Source organism: Pseudomonas sp. s4 (assembly GCF_046764235.1).
GTDB classification, from domain to species: domain Bacteria; phylum Pseudomonadota; class Gammaproteobacteria; order Pseudomonadales; family Pseudomonadaceae; genus Aquipseudomonas; species Aquipseudomonas asiatica.
In genome coordinates, this window is record NZ_CP177209.1 from 4,010,636 (window position 1) to 4,027,232 (window position 16,597).

General features: G+C 61.0%; 21 protein-coding genes. 19 read left to right on the top strand and 2 right to left on the bottom strand.

The window, feature by feature from the left end; genetic code table 11:
* Positions 1 to 3: 3 nt before the first annotated feature.
* From ACK56M_RS18705 to ACK56M_RS18720, 4 genes are read left to right on the top strand one after another with little or no spacing between them, the layout of a single operon-like run.
* Entirely contained in the window at positions 4 to 123 is a 120-nt protein-coding gene (locus ACK56M_RS18705) for a GpE family phage tail protein (RefSeq protein WP_137109047.1), read from the top strand.
* A complete protein-coding gene (locus ACK56M_RS18710) occupies positions 113 to 3,691 on the top strand; it encodes a phage tail tape measure protein (protein ID WP_411958911.1) in 3,579 nt (1,192 codons plus the stop codon). Before ACK56M_RS18705 ends, ACK56M_RS18710 begins: the two co-directional genes overlap by 11 nt.
* Positions 3,692 to 3,697: 6 nt before the next feature.
* Positions 3,698 to 4,138: a phage tail protein gene (locus ACK56M_RS18715; RefSeq protein ID WP_411958912.1), complete on the top strand. Its 441-nt coding sequence runs from the start codon at positions 3,698 to 3,700 to the stop codon at positions 4,136 to 4,138.
* Positions 4,135 to 5,412 (top strand): phage late control D family protein, encoded by a 1,278-nt coding sequence (locus tag ACK56M_RS18720; protein ID WP_411958913.1) that lies wholly within the window; start codon positions 4,135 to 4,137, stop codon positions 5,410 to 5,412. Before ACK56M_RS18715 ends, ACK56M_RS18720 begins: the two co-directional genes overlap by 4 nt.
* 311 nt (positions 5,413 to 5,723) lie before the next feature.
* On the opposite strand, the gene ACK56M_RS18725 is transcribed toward ACK56M_RS18720, so the two are convergent.
* Both ACK56M_RS18725 and ACK56M_RS18730 read right to left on the bottom strand, forming a co-directional pair.
* Positions 5,724 to 6,245 (bottom strand): hypothetical protein, encoded by a 522-nt coding sequence (locus ACK56M_RS18725; RefSeq protein WP_411958914.1) that lies wholly within the window; start codon positions 6,243 to 6,245, stop codon positions 5,724 to 5,726.
* A 92-nt stretch (positions 6,246 to 6,337) separates the two neighbouring features.
* Entirely contained in the window at positions 6,338 to 6,664 is a 327-nt protein-coding gene (locus ACK56M_RS18730) for a helix-turn-helix domain-containing protein (protein ID WP_411959630.1), read from the bottom strand.
* 85 nt (positions 6,665 to 6,749) lie between these two features.
* On the opposite strand from ACK56M_RS18730, the gene ACK56M_RS18735 reads away from it, so the two are divergent.
* From ACK56M_RS18735 to ACK56M_RS18805, 15 genes are all read left to right on the top strand, one after another.
* Positions 6,750 to 6,959 carry a DNA-binding protein gene (locus ACK56M_RS18735; RefSeq protein WP_411959631.1) on the top strand — a complete coding sequence of 70 codons (210 nt, stop codon included), beginning with the start codon at positions 6,750 to 6,752 and terminating at the stop codon, positions 6,957 to 6,959.
* Between the two features lie 29 nt (positions 6,960 to 6,988).
* Positions 6,989 to 7,462, top strand: a complete 474-nt coding sequence (locus ACK56M_RS18740) for a YmfL family putative regulatory protein (protein ID WP_411958915.1) — start codon at positions 6,989 to 6,991, stop codon at positions 7,460 to 7,462.
* A complete protein-coding gene (locus tag ACK56M_RS18745) occupies positions 7,459 to 7,758 on the top strand; it encodes an ogr/Delta-like zinc finger family protein (protein WP_015270950.1) in 300 nt (99 codons plus the stop codon). Before ACK56M_RS18740 ends, ACK56M_RS18745 begins: the two co-directional genes overlap by 4 nt.
* Positions 7,755 to 8,129, top strand: a complete 375-nt coding sequence (locus ACK56M_RS18750) for a hypothetical protein (protein WP_015270951.1) — start codon at positions 7,755 to 7,757, stop codon at positions 8,127 to 8,129. The genes ACK56M_RS18745 and ACK56M_RS18750 overlap by 4 nt, the downstream gene beginning before the upstream one ends.
* Before the next feature lie 69 nt (positions 8,130 to 8,198).
* On the top strand, positions 8,199 to 8,444 hold the full coding sequence (locus ACK56M_RS18755) for a hypothetical protein (RefSeq protein ID WP_015270952.1): 246 nt from the start codon (positions 8,199 to 8,201) through the stop codon (positions 8,442 to 8,444).
* Positions 8,445 to 8,455: 11 nt separating this feature from the next.
* Positions 8,456 to 11,179: a toprim domain-containing protein gene (locus ACK56M_RS18760; protein ID WP_411959632.1), complete on the top strand. Its 2,724-nt coding sequence runs from the start codon at positions 8,456 to 8,458 to the stop codon at positions 11,177 to 11,179.
* 46 nt (positions 11,180 to 11,225) lie between these two features.
* Positions 11,226 to 11,498 carry a hypothetical protein gene (locus ACK56M_RS18765; RefSeq protein WP_411958916.1) on the top strand — a complete coding sequence of 91 codons (273 nt, stop codon included), beginning with the start codon at positions 11,226 to 11,228 and terminating at the stop codon, positions 11,496 to 11,498.
* A 20-nt stretch (positions 11,499 to 11,518) separates the two neighbouring features.
* On the top strand, positions 11,519 to 11,866 hold the full coding sequence (locus ACK56M_RS18770) for a hypothetical protein (protein WP_411958917.1): 348 nt from the start codon (positions 11,519 to 11,521) through the stop codon (positions 11,864 to 11,866).
* Positions 11,863 to 12,078 carry a hypothetical protein gene (locus tag ACK56M_RS18775; RefSeq protein ID WP_406819240.1) on the top strand — a complete coding sequence of 72 codons (216 nt, stop codon included), beginning with the start codon at positions 11,863 to 11,865 and terminating at the stop codon, positions 12,076 to 12,078. The genes ACK56M_RS18770 and ACK56M_RS18775 overlap by 4 nt, the downstream gene beginning before the upstream one ends.
* A gap of 53 nt (positions 12,079 to 12,131) precedes the next feature.
* Positions 12,132 to 12,719: a hypothetical protein gene (locus ACK56M_RS18780; protein WP_411958918.1), complete on the top strand. Its 588-nt coding sequence runs from the start codon at positions 12,132 to 12,134 to the stop codon at positions 12,717 to 12,719.
* Positions 12,716 to 13,075 carry a hypothetical protein gene (locus tag ACK56M_RS18785; RefSeq protein ID WP_411958919.1) on the top strand — a complete coding sequence of 120 codons (360 nt, stop codon included), beginning with the start codon at positions 12,716 to 12,718 and terminating at the stop codon, positions 13,073 to 13,075. Before ACK56M_RS18780 ends, ACK56M_RS18785 begins: the two co-directional genes overlap by 4 nt.
* A gap of 59 nt (positions 13,076 to 13,134) precedes the next feature.
* Positions 13,135 to 13,404 carry a hypothetical protein gene (locus ACK56M_RS18790; RefSeq protein ID WP_025339759.1) on the top strand — a complete coding sequence of 90 codons (270 nt, stop codon included), beginning with the start codon at positions 13,135 to 13,137 and terminating at the stop codon, positions 13,402 to 13,404.
* On the top strand, positions 13,401 to 13,604 hold the full coding sequence (locus ACK56M_RS18795) for a hypothetical protein (protein WP_411958920.1): 204 nt from the start codon (positions 13,401 to 13,403) through the stop codon (positions 13,602 to 13,604). The genes ACK56M_RS18790 and ACK56M_RS18795 overlap by 4 nt, the downstream gene beginning before the upstream one ends.
* A complete protein-coding gene (locus tag ACK56M_RS18800; RefSeq protein WP_411958921.1) occupies positions 13,594 to 15,273 on the top strand; it encodes a DNA cytosine methyltransferase in 1,680 nt (559 codons plus the stop codon). Before ACK56M_RS18795 ends, ACK56M_RS18800 begins: the two co-directional genes overlap by 11 nt.
* A 116-nt stretch (positions 15,274 to 15,389) precedes the next feature.
* Positions 15,390 to 16,559 (top strand): site-specific integrase, encoded by a 1,170-nt coding sequence (locus tag ACK56M_RS18805; protein WP_025339762.1) that lies wholly within the window; start codon positions 15,390 to 15,392, stop codon positions 16,557 to 16,559.
* Positions 16,560 to 16,597 lie beyond the last annotated feature (38 nt).

Below are 16,597 nucleotides of genomic sequence, written 5' to 3' on the forward strand. Positions count from 1 at the left end.
GCCATGGCCGATGTGGCCGTGGTTTTCCACTGGACGCCGAGCGACATGGACGGGCTCGGCGTGAAGGACCTGATGGACTGGCGCGAGCGGGCGCGGTTAAGGAGTAGCAACAATGGCCAATGACCTGCGCCTAGAAGTGGTGCTGAGCGCGATCAACAAAGCCACCGCGCCGCTTCGCCAGATCAGCCAGGGCAGCCAAGAGACCGCGCAAGCGCTCAAGGCTGCCCGGGACAGGCTCAAGGAACTGAACGCCCAGCAGAAGGATGTGAGTGCTTGGCGTTCCCAGATGGCCGAAGCCCGCAAGACCGCCGAAGCCCTGAACGCGACCAAGAGCCGTGTCCAGGAGCTGGCCGGCGCTCTGCGTGACCAGGAGCGTGCAGTCCAGCCGCTCCAGGCCAGCTATGACAAGCTCCAGGGCGAAACCTCTGCCCTGAACGATCGCCACAAATCCCTTACCGCGCAGCTGAAGCAAACCCGCGAACAGGCACGAGCGGCCAACCAGGTATGGCAAGAAAACCGCAAGCGCATAAGGGACCTGGGCGAGCAAATCGGCAGGACCAACCAGCCCACAGAGCAACTGCGCAACGAATATGCGGCCCTTGTTACCCAGCAGCAGGCGCAATTGACGCTGGTGCGCCAGCTCAGCGGTAGCCAGAAGGAATTACAGCAGCAACACCGTGCCAGCGCGGCCGAAGCCCGTGAGCATCGCGAGCGCCTGTCGGCGCTTGGCAACGAACTGCAGGAAGCCCGTGCACCAATGCAGGGGCTCAACCAGGAGTTCCGCACCGCCCTGCGCGAGGCGCGGGCCCTGAAATCCCAGCATTCCTCACAAGAGCAGGGCCTCCAGGCTCTGCGCGCCAAGCTGTCGGCCGCGGGGATCAGTACTCGCGACCTGGCAAGCCATGAGCGCAAGCTGCGCGACCAGATCAGCGCCACCAACGAAGCCATCAGCGCCCAGACCAAGCGCATGGACCAGCTGGCGGCCAAGCAGGCGAAGCTGGCCAAGGCCCGTAGCGAGCTGGAAAAAGCACAACGCCTGGGAGCGAGCATGGCCGGTACCGGCGCGGCCGGCCTGGCCACCGGTTACGCCGCAGCGCAGCCGGTGAAGGCTGCGATTCAAGCCTTTGCACCCAACGAGGATTCGGCCACACAGCTGAAGGTCTCGATGATGGGCAGCAACGGCCAGGTGGCCGAAGACTTCCAGAAGATCACCGACCTCGCCACACGCCTGGGCGATCGCCTGCCCGGCACCACTGCCGACTTCCAGAACATGATGACCGTGCTGCGCAAACAAGGCATCAGCGCCCAATCGATCCTGGGGGGGACCGGCGAAGCTGCCGCCTACCTCGGCGTGCTGCTGAAGATGCCGGTTGAAGCATCTGCCGATTTTGCGGCCAAAATGCAGGACGCTACTCGTACCGGCGAGAAGGACATGATGGGCCTGATGGACACCATCCAGCGGGTCTCCTATCTCGGCATGGACGATAGCGACATGCTTCAAGGCTTCAGCAAAGTCAGCCCGGCAATGGCCATTCTGCGCAAAGAAGGCCTGGATGCGGTCAACACTTTTGCTCCGCTCCTGGTGATGATGGATCAGGCCAGCATGGCTGGTGAGTCTGCAGGGAACGCGCTTCGCAAAGTATTCCAGTCCAGCCTGGATACCAAAAAACTCGGAAAAGCCAACGACTTGCTCAAGGACCTCGGCCTGAATCTGGACTTCAGCGATGGCAAAGGCGAATTCGGCGGTATAGAGCAGCTCTACGCACAGCTTGAAAAGCTGAAATCACTCAACAGCACTCAGCGCGGAAGCGTGCTGAAGGAGCTTTTCGGTGACGATGCCGAAACCCTGCAGGTGGTCAACACCATGATGAACAAGGGCCTGGCTGGGTATCAGGAGGTGCAGCAAAAGCTCCAGGACCAGGCCGACCTGCGTACTCGCGTCAACGAGCAACTGGGAACGCTGAGCAACATCATGGAAGCGGCCGAGGGCAGCTTCACCAACGCTATGGCCGAGTTTGGAGCGGCAGTTGCCCCCGAACTCAAGGGGCTGATCTCTACCTTGGGTGAAACGGCAGCCAGCGTCGGCGCCTGGGCCCGAGAGAACCCTGGGCTGGCGGGCGGCCTGGTCAAGGTTGTTGCGGCCGTCGCGGTGCTCGCCGCAGGCTTCGGGGCCCTAGCGATCACCATGGCCAGCCTGCTCGGCCCCTTCGCCATGGTGCGCTATGGCTTGACGCTGTTCAGCGTGAAGGGCGCCGGCGTGCTGCCGGTAGTCGGGAAGCTGGTCAGTGTGCTCGGCGGTGGCCTGCTGACGGCAATTCGCGCTGTCAGCATCGCCTTGTGGGGTTTGGCCATGAACCCTGTCGCGCTGGCCATTGCTGCTGTCGTCGCCGTTCTGGCCGGCGGTGCGTACCTGCTCTATCAAAACTGGGACCAGGTCAAAGCGTATTTCGCCAATTCCTGGGCCGAAATTCGCGCTGGCTTCAGTGCTGGCATCGGCGGCATTCTCACCGTTCTGGCCAACTTCAGCCCGATCGGCCTGATCTACCAGGCCTTCGCGGGAGTGTTGAACTACCTGGGCATCGAACTGCCGACCCGCTTCACCGAGTTCGGCAGCATGATCGTCAACGGCCTGGTTAATGGCCTGTTGGCAGGCCTGGGACAGATCAAGAGCGCCATTGGCAATCTCGGCGATTCAGCAATTGGCTGGTTCAAGGAGAAGCTCGGCATCCACAGCCCGTCACGGGTATTTGCCGAGCTGGGTGGCTTCACGACCGAGGGCCTGGCCGTCGGCGTCAATGCCGGCGCGAAAGCTCCGCTCGATGCAGTCGCTCGCATGGGGCAAGACCTGACGAAGGCCGGCCAGTTCGACCTGCAGGCCAATGCGCCAGAAGTCGCAGCCAGTAAGGGCCTGGTTACGAGCGCAAGCAGTTTAGGCGCTCAGCTGGCCCAAGCCGGGGCGCTGGACAAAAACTTTGCACCACCAGGCGTTGATCAGGCTATTCCCGCGAATATTGCCGAGCTGAATAACCAGTTGGCAAAGGTCGGGCGCCTGGACACCCAGGGTACAGTGTCACCGGCCGGACCCGGCCAGCAGCGCCCTGCCGAAGTGCTCAGCTTGAGTAAGCAGTTGGCCAACGTCCCATCACCTGACGTCCAGGCATTGGTGCCAAAGGTCGACGCCAGCCGGCCAGCTGCCGACGTCGTCAGCCTGAGCAAGCAGCTGGCCAACGTCGCATTGCCTGATATCCAGGCATTGGTGCCAAAGGTCGACGCCAGCCGACCAACTGCCGAGGTCGTCAGCCTGGGCAAGCGACTGGCCAACGTCGCATCGCCTGACGTCCAGGCATTGGTGCCACAGGTCAATGCCAACCGACCAACTGCCGAGGTCATCAGCCTGGGCAAACAGTTGGCCAACTTGGGCCAACAGGATCTGCAGACTGTTGCTCCGCAGCTCGGTACCGGCCAATCCCTGGCGGCGAACGCTGCACCAGGTATCACCCTGGACAGCCGGCCTCCTATCGCGGGCGCTGCGCCCAGCATCAGCGACAGCCACGACGTCATCAACATCAACATTCACCCGGCACCTGGTATGGACCCTCAAGCCATTGCCCGTGCTGTCAGCGCTGAACTGGATCGCCGCAACAGCGAGAAATCCGCCCGTCAGCGCAGCCGCCTTTCTGACCAGGAGTAACCCGTCATGATGCTCGCCCTGGGCATGTTCGTATTCAGCCTGCACACCCTGGCCTACCAGGAAATGCAGCGACAAACCGATTGGCGGCATGCTGCGAACAACCGTGTCGGAGCGCAGCCGGCACGGCAGTTCCTCGGCCGCGGCGAAGATGCCATTACGCTTCCAGGACTGCTGCTGCCCGAATTGGCGGGCACCACCGTCAGCCTTGATGCCTTGCGCCAGATGGCCGACACGGGCAAGGCCTGGCCACTGGTTGAAGGGACGGGCCGATTGCTCGGTCTCTGGGTGATCGAAAGCCTGAGCGATAACCGAACCATTTTCTTCCGGGATGGCGCTGCCCGGCGCATCGACTTCACCATCAGCCTCAAGCGCATCGACGACGGTCGCATCGACCTGCTCGGTTCCGGCTTGAGCGGTGGCCTGAACGTTCTGCGAGGTTTGGTGTGATCGACGCGGCCATTTCGAAAGTTACCGGCTACCTGCGCGATGCTATCGATGGATTGCAGCGCGACGCTGCATATCCGGTACCGGCATTTCGCGTCACCGTGGACGGGAACGATATCGCCATGCGGATCGCTCCACGCCTCATGAGCCTGCAACTGACCGATAACCGGGGGCTTGAAGCGGATCAGCTGAGCATCACACTCAGCGACCATGACGGCCTGCTGAAGATCCCGCCCCGTGGAGCCGTGATACGCCTCTGGCTCGGTTGGAGCGACACCGGCCTTGTCGACAAGGGCAGCTACGTTGTCGACGAGACAGAGCACAGTGGCGCGCCAGATGTCCTGAGCATCCGTGCCCGATCGGCAGATCTGCGCAAGGGCCTCAAGACCAAGCGCGAGCGCAGCTGGAGCACAACAACGCTCGGCAAGGTCCTACGCGACGTTGCCCTGGGAAACGGACTCACCGCGAAGATCGCCGGCACGTTGGACAGTCAAACGATCCACCAACTGGACCAGGCCAACGAGTCAGATGCCAACCTGCTGACCCGTCTCGGCGAGGACTTCGATGCGGTGGCCACCGTGAAAGCTGGTTGCCTGGTGTGCATGCCGGCGGGTGGCGGCAAGACCGTCAGCGGCCTGAGCCTGCCACATATCACCCTCACCCGCCGTGACGGCGACCAGCACCGTTTCCTCCAGGCAGATCGCAACAGTTACGACGGTGTGCGAGCCTATTTCTACGACGTCAACAGCACGAAAAAGCAGGAAGCGATCGCCGGGGGCGGAGAAAACCTCAAGGATCTGCGGCACACATATAGCGACCGTCAGTCCGCCTTGCGAGCCGCCAGGGCTGAGCTGAATCGCCTGCAGCGGGGTAGCGCAACGCTCAGCTATACGCTGGCCAAGGGCCTGCCAGACCTGATCCCCGAACTTACGTACACGCTGCAGGGGGTAAAGGCCGAAATCGACGAGATCATCTGGTACGGCGGCAACGTGCAGCACAGCCTGACGGACAGTTCCGGCTATACAGTCAGCCTGGAGCTGGAGAGCAAGCTGCCGGAGGACAGCGTTGATGGCCTCCTCGAGGACGGGGTGAAAGGCAAAATCGAATACACCGGCATCATCGCGTTCTACCGAGACACTGCCACCGGGCAAGAGAAGTCGGTCACGGCCGGCGACCAGACCAGGCCGAAACGGCTGCGGCATGTGTATGTGAGCGAGAAGAACGCTCGTCGGGCCGTTGACCGTGAGTGGAAGCGCCTGCAGGCCGAAAAAGCTTGATCAGGATACAAAAAACCCGGCACTACGCCGGGTCCTTTGTTCGCCGCCTTACTCTGCAGACTGCTGAAGCGCCTCCATAATCCTCAAGATATCGGCACGTTGCTGGTCATTCAGCCCGCGCAGCAGCTCAAGGAAGAAACGTTCCAACTGGGTAAGGTTTTCCATCGTATGGTACTCCGTGTACATGTGACTGGCGCCATGCAATCGGCACAGCGCAATGCACCCGGAGGCTGCTTTGCGGGCAGCCGCCAGGCGGCCACTCCCTAAGCTACGCATGTTCTGGAAACCGCAACCCCCCACAGGAATCCGCCTTATTGCGGCAACTGACCTGGCTCAGCCCTAACCGACAGGACCAAGTTGCCCTCAGGATTGAAGTCACATTCATAGATGTGCTTCTGAAATGCGCCGAATCCGTTCTGGAACTCGATCTTGTCACCAATATACGTCAATGTGCCGGCGTCTTTGTTTAGCCATCTGAACCGGCTGAACTTAGTTTCGAACGTGCTATCAGTCCAGCGTGAACTGTATTTCCCCAGTTTCGTTACAGGCTCCTTGCAGTAGACCGAAGCGGAAATAGAATACTTGTCCCCCCAGCATTGCAGATCTTGCTTGCAGGTGGCGTCATCTACAGCCTGCGCAGCCGCGGCTTGAGGTTTGTCATCGCCCCCACCGCCGCATGTCTTGACCCCGACGAAAATGAGACCAACCACGACCAGGAGCCCAATCAGATATTGCCCAGCGGTAACACCTGGATTGGCCACGCCACAATTCGGACAAACTTTCGCGCTTGTATCCACCTTGTGTTTACAAGACTTACATGGTGTCAATGCCATCTAACAGTGTCCCTTTACTCGTCCTATGAAACACCGGCCCACCATGGGTCGGCTTATTTCTCCTTCGGCTGATCGCCGGAGAACTTCACTGATTACCTTTGCTGAGGCTTAGCGAACGCCTGGGCGGTCCTGGCCAAGATCGCTCGATCGCTTTCGTCCATGGCGCGCAACAGGTGCACAAAGCCCGCCTCGTCAGCGGTAATGCTGTCTGTCGGCTGTGGTGATCGAACACCTGTCACGACATACAACACATCTACCCCCTTCTCAGCGACTGCTGCGAGGTAGGCCGCGTCCGGGCTTCTCTCGCCCTTCTCGTAATTGAACTGTGAGGTTTTCGCCACACCAGCAATGGCGGCGAAGTCAGCCTGGTTGTAGCCAAGGCGGACACGCTCCTCTCTCAGCCTTTCGCCGATATTCAACAAAACGGAACTCCAATCCTTGACCATTCAACAAATGTTGAATAATCTGACCCTGCAATCACACGAAATCACACGAAACGAGACTATGCCGAACACCTACCCCACCGAGCAAGCATGCCGGGAAGCGCGCGCTCGCCTCGCGCAACAAGGAATTTCAGCGAAAGAGTGGGCTGAGAGGCATGACCTCAACCCGTCCACCGTGTACGCGGTCCTGAACGGCCAGAAAAAGTGCCTCCGGGGTGAAGCACACCGTGCAGCAGTACTGCTCGGCATCAAGCCCGGTCCTGAAAATTAAGCCCCCTGGCTCAAGGAGGAAACCAGAACATGAAGCGCCCAGTTCTAGAAACCCTTCGCCAGGTGGTGAGCGCAGTGGTATGCGCCTACCCCGGCGGTCGTGAATGCGCAGCTGCCCGTCTCGGTTACGAACTCAAGCAGTTCGACAACCGCGTCTATGAGAACGCCGGTAGCCGCCCACTGACTTACGACCAGATCCACCTGCTGGAGACCGACGCCGGTACCACGCATCTGCCTGAGTTCATCGCCAAGATGTACGGCGGCATGTTCGTGCCGCTCGTCCAGACCGAAGACTTGGACAACGTCGAGCTCTACCAGCGCTCAGTGCGGGCTGCTGCCAAGCGTGGGGTAGTCGACCAGATCATTGCCAAGTCCCTGGAAGACGGCGTCATCGAGGAAGACGAAGCCAAATTCATCATGGATGCGCACCACCAGTACCTCTCGGCACGCACGGCCGAGGTCACAGCGACTATCCAGCTGCACACGAAGGGGGATTCGCATTGAGCACCTACAAGCTCGTTTGCCCCCACTGCTCCAGCCGCATGCGCATCCGTACCAGCGAAGGCAAACACATCTTCCTGCGGATCGCTTACCTGCAATGCGCGAACGAGGGTTGCGGCTGGTCCGTACGGGCGCAGTTCGAAATGACCCACGAAATGAGCCCGAGCGGTATGCCGAACCCCACGGTTCGCCTGCCGGTCGCCCCGGTGGCTATGCGCCGCCAAGCGATGCAAACCGCTGCTGCTGACGATCAACCCGACCTGCTGGACCAGTTGGACATGGAGGAAGCCACCGCATGAACGCCATCGCCCTGACCACCAACCACGAAACCGATTACCGCGCTGCGATGCAGCAGGCCGCAGTGGCCTTCCTGTTCCGCCGGGAGGGTCTTCACCTTGCCGGCGACCACCAGGTGCTGGAGAACTGCCGCCGCTTCCTGGCGCAGTCGCTGGAAGTACCAGCACACCTGGTGCAGCGCATCGCTGAACTGGCCGTCGCTGAGTTCGAGAGCAAGACCACCGGGCGCTTGAAGCTCCTGGGCGTATGCCCGACCAGCGGGATTTTCAGGGCACAGCTGATCCTGCTGGATACCACGACTCAGCAGCGGCACCTGGTGCCGGCGCGCTATCTGCCCCGACGTATGCGGCAGGCCTGCAACACCTCGAAGTAACCCGAACAACCCCCTTCCCGATGCCCCGTTCTGCGTGGGTAAGGGGAAACTGCATTCCATTGGTGGCATATGAGCAAGATCAACCTCCAAATTGAGCTGGACGAGCAGCAGGCCAAGCACTACCTGCAATGGCTCACCAGTCAGTTCAACCTGACCATGGCCGACGTCTGGTATTCCGATCGCTACCGCAATGTACCGGTCGGTAAGCGCGGCCCGAAGGTTCTGGCGGATGTGCCCCACCTCTCCGGCATCTGCCGCACCCGCAAAGCGCTTGAGCAACAGCTCGCAGCCACTAGCCCGGAGCGTGCGCAGTGAATCGCAAGCCCATGGAACACAGCCTGCGTGCCGAAGTACTTCGGCGCCTGCAGGATCAGTACGGCCTCAAGCCAATGACCGGCACTCAATATCTGCGCAAGGGGACCTGCCCAAACTGCGGCAAAAAAGAGCTGTACTCGCGCCAAGACGAGCCGTGGTTCATCAAATGCGGCCGAGAGAGCAAATGTGGCGAGCAGTGGCATGTCAAAGAGCTGTTCGATGACCTTTTCGATGACTACAGCAAGCGCTACCCCGCCACGCAGGAATCTCCCCGGGCATCGGCAAACGCCTATTTGCAGAACGCCCGCGGCTTTGACCTGGACCTCGTAAAAGGCTGGTACACGCAGGAAAACTACTGGGATCGCAATCTCGCGATTGGTAGCGCCACTGTCCGTTTCAACTTGGAGCACGGCGGCTATTGGGAGCGCCTGATTGACCAACCGCACCGGTTTGGCAAGAAAAAAGCGCGTTTTGCGCCCGGCCAATCACCCAAAGGCTACTGGTGGTGCCCGCCCACGGTTGACCTGTTGGAAGTAGACGAATTGTGGATCGTCGAGGGCATTTTCGACGCCATCGGCCTGCTGCATCACGACCTGGACGCCGTATCGGCCATGAGCTCGGGCGCATTCCCGTTTGAATCGCTCAAGGCGTTGGCCGAGCTGCGTCGTGGGCATGGCAAGAAACTCCCACGCCTGGTATGGGCCTTGGACAACGAACCAGGCGCCCATCGCTACACACGTAAGCATGCAGCCCTGGCCCGCGAGCTGGGATTCACCTGCGAGGCAGCCCAGATTCCACAGAATGGCCGCAAGGTGGACTGGAACGACCTGCACCAGCGCTGGAACTTTATCGACGCTGACAAGCGCCAAGAGCGGATTGATCGAGACCTGCGCGAGGCGCGTTATCACGGCAGCTTGCTGCTGGCCGACAGCGCGGCCGAGAAAGGCGTGCTGATGTACGACTGGCGCGAGCGCCAGGAATTTCACTTCTCCTACGAGAACCGCCTCTACTGGTTCAAGATGGATGTGGAGAAGTTCAACAAGGCGCTCCAGCAACTGGACGAGTCCGAGCGGCAGGAAGACCTGGTCCTGACTGATCGCCAGCGCCGCGACAAGGCGCTGCGCCAGTGCGGCGCGGTGATCGAGATCGCCAACTGCTACCCGCAAGCGTTGTATTTCCAACGCAACGAGGTAACGGACGAGTCCTGGTACTACTTCCGCGTCGATTTCCCGCACGACGAGCCGAGCGTGCTGAACACCTTCACCGGTGGGCAGGTCACCACTCCCAGCGAATTCAAGAAGCGCCTGGTCGGCATGGCAGCCGGCGCCTACTTCACCGGCAGCGCCTCCCAGCTCGATCGGATCATGCAGCAGCAGCTGTTCGCCCTGAAGACCGTCAAGACCATCGACTACGTCGGTTACAGCAAAGAATACGGCTGCTATGTGTTCGGCGACCTGGCGGTGCGCGGTGGTGTGCTCGAGCAGGCCAATGCCGAGGACTACTTCGAATTCAAAGGCCTACGCCTAAAGTCGCTGCAGAAGTCGATCAAGCTCGAAATAAACCGGGACGTCTCGGCCTACCGCCCCGAGTGGTTCAAGTGGTTGTGGACCTGTTTCAACACCCAAGGCGTAATCGCCCTCGCCTTCTGGTTCGGCTCGTTGTTCGCCGAGCAGATCCGCGCCGAGTTCCAGTCGTTCCCGTTTCTGGAGGTGACCGGCGAGGCCGGCGCCGGTAAGTCCACCCTGCTGATGTTCCTGTGGAAGCTCATGGGGCGCCAAGATGAGGAAGGCGACGACCCTATCAAGATGACCAAAGCGGGTCTGCGTCGCTGGCTGAGCCAAACCTCGGGCATGCCCGTGGTAATGCTCGAGGCCGACCGCAGTGACGCCGAGACAGGCGCAGCCAAGTCCTTTGACTTTGACCAGTTCAAGCCGTTGTTCAACGGCCGCGGCCTGGGCCTGACCGGTGTGAAGAACGGTGGCAACGACACCAACGCCCCGCCCTTCCGCGCAACGCTGGTATTCAGCCAGAACGCCTCAGTCGTTGCGTCTGAGGCCATCCTCACTCGTATCGTCAAGCTGCACTTCGTGCGCCCGGAGGTCACCAGCGACAGCCGTGCGGCCGCTGACAACCTGAACCACCTGCAAGCCAGCGAAGTGAGCCACTTCCTGCTGATGGCAGCCAAGGCTGAGCAGAAGGTCATGGAAACTTTCCGTGCCCAGGTAAAGGTGCATGAGCAGGCGCTGCGCGAAATGCGCGAGATCCGCATCGAGCGGATCATCAAGAACCACGCCCAGATGATGGCCCTGGTAGACGCGCTGCGATCGGTCGTGCCAATGACTGACAGCCAGCACGAAGGCACCCTTCGCGAACTGCGCGCCATGGCTGCTGGCCGTCAGCTGGCCGTTAACTCTGACCCGAAGGAAGTGGCCGAATTCTGGGAAGTGTTCGACTACCTGGAGTCGCTCAGCGACGAGCCAGTGGTCGACCACAGCAAGAACACCGAACTGATCGCTGTTCACCTCAACGAGTTCTGCGAACGGGCTGCCGAGCACAAACAGAAGCTCGCCGACGCAACAACCCTGCGCAATCTACTGCGCAACAGCAAATCGCGCCCCTTTATCGACGCCAACCGAGCAGTCGATAGCGCCGTGCGAGCGGCGTTCAACAGCCGTACCACCAGCGCGAACACACGACCAACCACCGTCAAGTGCTGGACCTTCAAGGCCGGCTGAACAGATCTGGCGCTGCAACGCCGGAACAACACCAAGGAGAAACGACATGCAACTGAACATTTCCCGAGGCCCTAAAGCCACTGGCAAAACCGTCCGCCTTCGGCAAACGGCCATGAAAGCGGGAATCAAGGAAAAGAACATCCTGATTGGCACCAGTTACCCGGACCGGGAGCTTGAGGCGAAGGTGCTGCAGCTCGCCCTACGCGGACTCAAGGTGATCTGCATCGACGAATGCCGTGAGGAACAGCTCGCCTTCCTCCGCCGAGTCAAGGACCTCATTTGCAACAGCGTCACCGTTCACGTCGTTGTCGCGAATTGATGGCCCTATTGGAGAACGTCATGCAAAAAGCTCACTCAGCCGACCGTAATGCCTTTTTTGACGCCCTGGTGCAGTACGACCAAGAACGTCCAGCAATCCGTGATGCGGGTATCCAAGCGCTTGCCCGACTTGTCCCTGTTGCATTGCGCGAAACAGGCCAGAGCCGCCCAGTCGGCCGCTTCCTGCTCGGCCTGTACAACGGCCAGGACTTCCCCTTCAACCTTACCGATCTACGCAGCCTTGACTCTGGTCTCTTCGACGACTGCATCGCCGTGCTACGCCTCGACAACGTGCCCGAGTTGGAAGTCCACGAGTACCTGCCGAAGGGCCGGATGATCTTCAACCAACTGCGCGAGTACTGGGGATGAAGTGGCAGGCGAAGCGCAACCAGGACGGCCAGGTCATCCCGCGTTGCTGGGTAACCGACAGCGGCTACACCGTGGCCGAGTGCCGGCTTCCGCACTCGCGGTACCCGGTGACCCGTCCAGGCTCCTCCCTGCCATTCGCCTATGCCGACAGCCGTGAAGAGGTTGTCCAGGTCATCACGACAGACATGCAGGCCAGCGCGGCCAGCGAATAACCAGAACGCCGGCCAGCTGCAACTGGTCGGCGATCACCCCAAGGAGAAACGACATGCATCACTACTACAAATCCGAGGCTCCCGAGGTGGTGGCCACAGTCCAGGAGTTCTATCAGGCGAAAGACCAGCTGAATGAGCGCCTGGCCGAGTTGGGCAAAATATTTGGGGGCGCTGTCGCCCCGATGCACGACGTTACCTCGCACTTCGCCGGTGGCGTGAAACTCTCCGCCAGTCCTGAACTGGACGTCCACTGGCGCCGCCCTGACGAGTATGGCTACCGGAGCCTGCGTCATAAGGCTGTACCGCCAAAGGGCATTACAAAGGAGCAGCGCGCTGCGATCCGGGGTGAGCACGATCGTCTGTGCGAGCAGTGGAAAGCGAATTGCCCGCCTCCTCTGGACCGCCTTGATTACTGGGACCGACTGAGCGTGAACACCGGCAACCTCTTGCTCTGCGGCGGCGCCTTCTTTGTGCACCAGAACATCGCCTATTTCGCCCTTGGCTTCGAGATCAATAAGGCCGACCACGAAGAGAAGGTCGCTGCGGGCAAACCCACATCTGGCTGGATCAGTGGGGCCATCGAGCTCCTGCCCAGTGAGTATGAGGCAGCCCGCCTGGCGAAAGTCGGGGGTGCGGCATGAGCTCGCTGGACAAGCTGAACTTAATGCTGGGGTTCACGGTGTGGGCCGAAGAACACGGCTATGACCTGAGCGCTGATGCCAATGGAAACCCGACCAACGTGGAAACCCGTGCGGCCTGGCTCGGGTTCGAGGCCGCACACGGCCCCGCCGGCTGCCGCCCATCTGGCCAGCAGCTCTATGCGCGGATCAAAAGAACCAGCGAATACGCACACCAGAGCGACAAGTTGTTCCCCATTCGAGTAGGCAAACCACCCTACGGAAACTTTGCTGTCCACGGCGGACCAGGCGGCGTTTACCCGATTCGTGACATCGAGTTCTACATCATCGATGACGGCAAGCAGTACCGCCTGAAATAACCAGGTGGCGCCGAGGAGCTGCAACTCCCCGGCGCCGACCAACCCCAAGGAGAAACGACATGCAAGTAGAAACCCCCGAAGTTGGCGCTGAGCAGGCTACCACACCCGCTTTCAAGCCAGGCGACAAGGTGACCTTCACTGAGATCCGGCGTGGTGCAAAGACAATCCGTATGACCTCCAAGGAGGCCACCATCGTACGCATCCTCGGCACCACAGCCATCGTCAAGTACCGCAACGGCCACAACGTAGCCATCCAGGTATCGGAGCTGACCCCGGCAGGGCAGCGCAATGCGCTGACCCGCGCCTTGCTCGGGGAGGCCTCGGCGTGACCCAACAAATCCGTCCTCGCCTGGCCAGCCACTCGCTGGACCTGCCCAACCACTGCGATATCTACAACAAAGCTCGCTCGACCAGGAAGCATCAGCGCTGCAGCAAGATCCGCCAGCAACGTATGTCGGTGGAGTGGGAGGCCTATATGGCCAATGTCGAGGCCAAGAAGGCACAAAAGGGGCGCCGTCATGCTCGCTAAGCGAAAGCTGTATCACTTCCACTTCTGCTGCGGCCTGGGTGGCGGCGCCAAGGGCTTCAACCGGGCCAAGCCCATCGTCGGCAACATGCAGGCCGAGTGGGAATGCATCGGCGGCGTGGATGTTGACCCGGCCGGCCTGGCCGACTTCGAACGACTGAGCGGCGTGAAAGGTACGCTGATTGATCTGTTCACCCGCGACCAGTACATCCGCTTCCACGGCAAAGAGCCACCACCAGGTTGGCGCGAAGCAACGCCGGAAGATATCCGGCGTGCTGCCGGCGGCAGGCGCCCTGATGCGGTGTTCATCAGCTCTCCATGCAAGGGCGCCAGCGGTCTGCTGTCCGAAACCATGAGCATGACCCCGAAGTACCAGGCCCTGAACGAGCTTACGCTGCGCTGCATCTGGCTGTTCGGCGAGGCCTGGCGCGATGACCCGGTACCGCTGCTGGTGTTCGAGAACGTCCCCCGCCTGGCCAGCCGCGGCCGGCACCTGCTGGACCAGATCGGAGCCCTGCTCAGCCACTTCGGCTATGCGGTTGCCGAAACCACCCACGACTGCGGCGTCATCGGAGGCCTGGCACAGAGCCGCAAGCGCTTCCTGCTGGTGGCCCGCCATGTCGAGAAGGTGCCGCCGTTCCTGTATGAGCCGGAGAAGAAGAGCCTGCGGGCCGTGGGAGACATCCTCGGCCGCATGCCGCTGGCTGGGGATATCGAGCAGGCCGGCCCCATGCACCGGGTGCCAGCCCTGCAGTGGAAGACATGGGTTCGTCTGGCCCTGGTCGAGGCAGGCAAGGACTGGCGAAGCTTGAACGATCTGGCGATCGAGGATGGCTACCTGCGCGACCTGATCATCGTTCCTCAGTTTCGTGACGGCTTCCTCGGAGTGAACGATTGGGCCGAGTCGGCCGGTACCGTAGCGGCCCGCAGCGGGCCAACAAATGGCAAGTTCTCTGTCGCCGACCCGCGTGCCAAAGCCGGTGCACTGCAATATCAGCAGTACGGTGTTCGGCGCTGGCAGGACACAAGCGGTGCAGTGATTGGGGTGAAGAGCCCCGGGCAAGGCACATTCAGCGTCGCGGACCCCCGACGCGCCGGTGGAGGGTTCGGCAAGTACTTGGTCACGCCGTATGGCAATCCGGCGGGAACAGTCATCGCCGGCAGCACTACAGGACAGGGCGCTTTTGCTGTTCAGGACCCGCGCCCGGGCATGCGCCGAACCAAGGGCGATGCCTATCTGACCGGCGGCCACTACGGCGTGGTGCCTTGGACCGGCCAAGCCGGTGCCGTTTCAGCCAGCGCAATGCACGACAACGGGCGCTGGAGCATCGCAGACCCACGCTTGCCGGAGGCGAATGACCGCCTTACCTGCGTCATCGAATCGCTCGACGGCACTTGGCACCGGCCCTTCACCACCCTTGAGTTGGCCGCTATACAAAGCCTGGTTGAGCCTGAGGAACAGCTGGAGCTCGACGGTCTGAGCGACCAGGCCTGGCGGGAACGGATCGGCAACGCGGTCCCGCCGGCAGCAGCAGAGGCAATCGCCCATGTGATGGGCACCACCCTGCTCCTGGCTGCCCAGGGCGAAACCTTCATGCTCAGCAGCATGCCGATATGGGTACGCCCTGTGGCAGTTGGCCTAAGCGTTGCGCATAGAGAAATCGCCGGGTGAGTGCGATGAACTTGCCTACCAAGAACTGAAGCCCCGAACTTCTAGGCCTGGAAACAGGCCTTGATGTCATCACGGCCCATACACTGGGCCGTATCTTCGTTTTCGAGTGAAAAATAATGGCAGCTGGAGTCGAAGTACGCGGCAATCATGTCCGCGTGTATTTCCGTTACCAGGGCGAGCTTTGCCGGGAAACCATTCCCGGGGACGCCTCGCCCGCAAACCTGGCCAATGCCGAGCGTCTGGTCGGGATTATCAACTACGAGATTGAGGCCGGCACGTTCAACTATGCCCGGCACTTTCCCGACTCGCCGCGAGTCAAGACCAACACCCTCGGCCACTACATCGACCTGTGGCTAGAGATAAAGGGCAACCAGATGGCAGCCAGCGGCTTCGCCATGTACCGCAGCCGCACCGAGAAGCACATTCGCCCACGCTGGGGCGATCAGCAGGCAGATCGCATCGATCATCTGGACATTCAACACTGGGTGCAAAGCGTGCTGATGCCCAAGCTGCACAACAAGACCGTACGCGAGATCGTCAGCCACCTGCGCCAGATCTTCCAGCTGTACCGTACCCGGAACCGCTTCGCGTTCGACCCAACCGATGGGATCACTATCTCGCTGCCAGACGCTGACGACCCAGACCCATTCACCCGGGAAGAAATCAACGCGATCCTGGAGCAGCAGACTGAACGGCAACAAGAAATCAACCTGACGGAATTCATGATCTGGACTGGCCCGCGCGTCAGCGAAGCGATTGCCCTGGCCTGGGAAGACGTCGACCTGGTGGCGGGTACCGTGGAGATTCGCCGCGCGCGGGTGGCCGGGCAGTACAAAGTGACCAAAACCCGGCGCTCTACACGCAAGGTCAAACTGCTCGCTCCAGCCCTGCGCGCTCTGCAGGCGCAAGCCAAGTTCACCCAGCACATTGCGCCGGAACTGATCGAGGTCGTCGACCGCGACAATCGGACGGTGCGGGAACAGCGCGTGCGCTTTGTATTCCACAACAGTGCCACTGGTGAGCCGTACCGCTCTTCTGATGTTCTGCGGCATGGCTGGTGGATCACGCACCTGGAAAAAGCTGGCGTACGCCAGCGTGGGCCGAACACCTGCCGGCACACCTTCGCCAGTCAGATGCTGAGCAGTGGTATCGCCACGCCGGAGTGGATCGCGGATCAGATGGGGCACACCTCGACGGCGATGATCTTCAAGCACTACGCGAAGTGGATCAGCGAGGACGGCCCTGATGTGGTGGGATTGTTGAATCAGGCGCTCAGGTTGACCTGAACGCACAAAAAAAGGGGCCGCAAGGGCCCCTTTCTTCT

Coding starts and splice junctions, on each gene's coding strand:
- ACK56M_RS18705 (WP_137109047.1), top strand. CDS start 4: ATGGCCGATGTGGCCGTGGTTTTCCACTGGACGCCGAGCGACATGGAC.
- ACK56M_RS18710 (WP_411958911.1), top strand. CDS start 113: ATGGCCAATGACCTGCGCCTAGAAGTGGTGCTGAGCGCGATCAACAAA.
- ACK56M_RS18715 (WP_411958912.1), top strand. CDS start 3,698: ATGATGCTCGCCCTGGGCATGTTCGTATTCAGCCTGCACACCCTGGCC.
- ACK56M_RS18725 (WP_411958914.1), bottom strand. CDS start 6,245: ATGGCATTGACACCATGTAAGTCTTGTAAACACAAGGTGGATACAAGC.
- ACK56M_RS18735 (WP_411959631.1), top strand. CDS start 6,750: ATGCCGAACACCTACCCCACCGAGCAAGCATGCCGGGAAGCGCGCGCT.
- ACK56M_RS18740 (WP_411958915.1), top strand. CDS start 6,989: ATGAAGCGCCCAGTTCTAGAAACCCTTCGCCAGGTGGTGAGCGCAGTG.
- ACK56M_RS18750 (WP_015270951.1), top strand. CDS start 7,755: ATGAACGCCATCGCCCTGACCACCAACCACGAAACCGATTACCGCGCT.
- ACK56M_RS18755 (WP_015270952.1), top strand. CDS start 8,199: ATGAGCAAGATCAACCTCCAAATTGAGCTGGACGAGCAGCAGGCCAAG.
- ACK56M_RS18760 (WP_411959632.1), top strand. CDS start 8,456: ATGGAACACAGCCTGCGTGCCGAAGTACTTCGGCGCCTGCAGGATCAG.
- ACK56M_RS18765 (WP_411958916.1), top strand. CDS start 11,226: ATGCAACTGAACATTTCCCGAGGCCCTAAAGCCACTGGCAAAACCGTC.
- ACK56M_RS18770 (WP_411958917.1), top strand. CDS start 11,519: ATGCAAAAAGCTCACTCAGCCGACCGTAATGCCTTTTTTGACGCCCTG.
- ACK56M_RS18775 (WP_406819240.1), top strand. CDS start 11,863: ATGAAGTGGCAGGCGAAGCGCAACCAGGACGGCCAGGTCATCCCGCGT.
- ACK56M_RS18780 (WP_411958918.1), top strand. CDS start 12,132: ATGCATCACTACTACAAATCCGAGGCTCCCGAGGTGGTGGCCACAGTC.
- ACK56M_RS18785 (WP_411958919.1), top strand. CDS start 12,716: ATGAGCTCGCTGGACAAGCTGAACTTAATGCTGGGGTTCACGGTGTGG.
- ACK56M_RS18790 (WP_025339759.1), top strand. CDS start 13,135: ATGCAAGTAGAAACCCCCGAAGTTGGCGCTGAGCAGGCTACCACACCC.
- ACK56M_RS18800 (WP_411958921.1), top strand. CDS start 13,594: ATGCTCGCTAAGCGAAAGCTGTATCACTTCCACTTCTGCTGCGGCCTG.
- ACK56M_RS18805 (WP_025339762.1), top strand. CDS start 15,390: ATGGCAGCTGGAGTCGAAGTACGCGGCAATCATGTCCGCGTGTATTTC.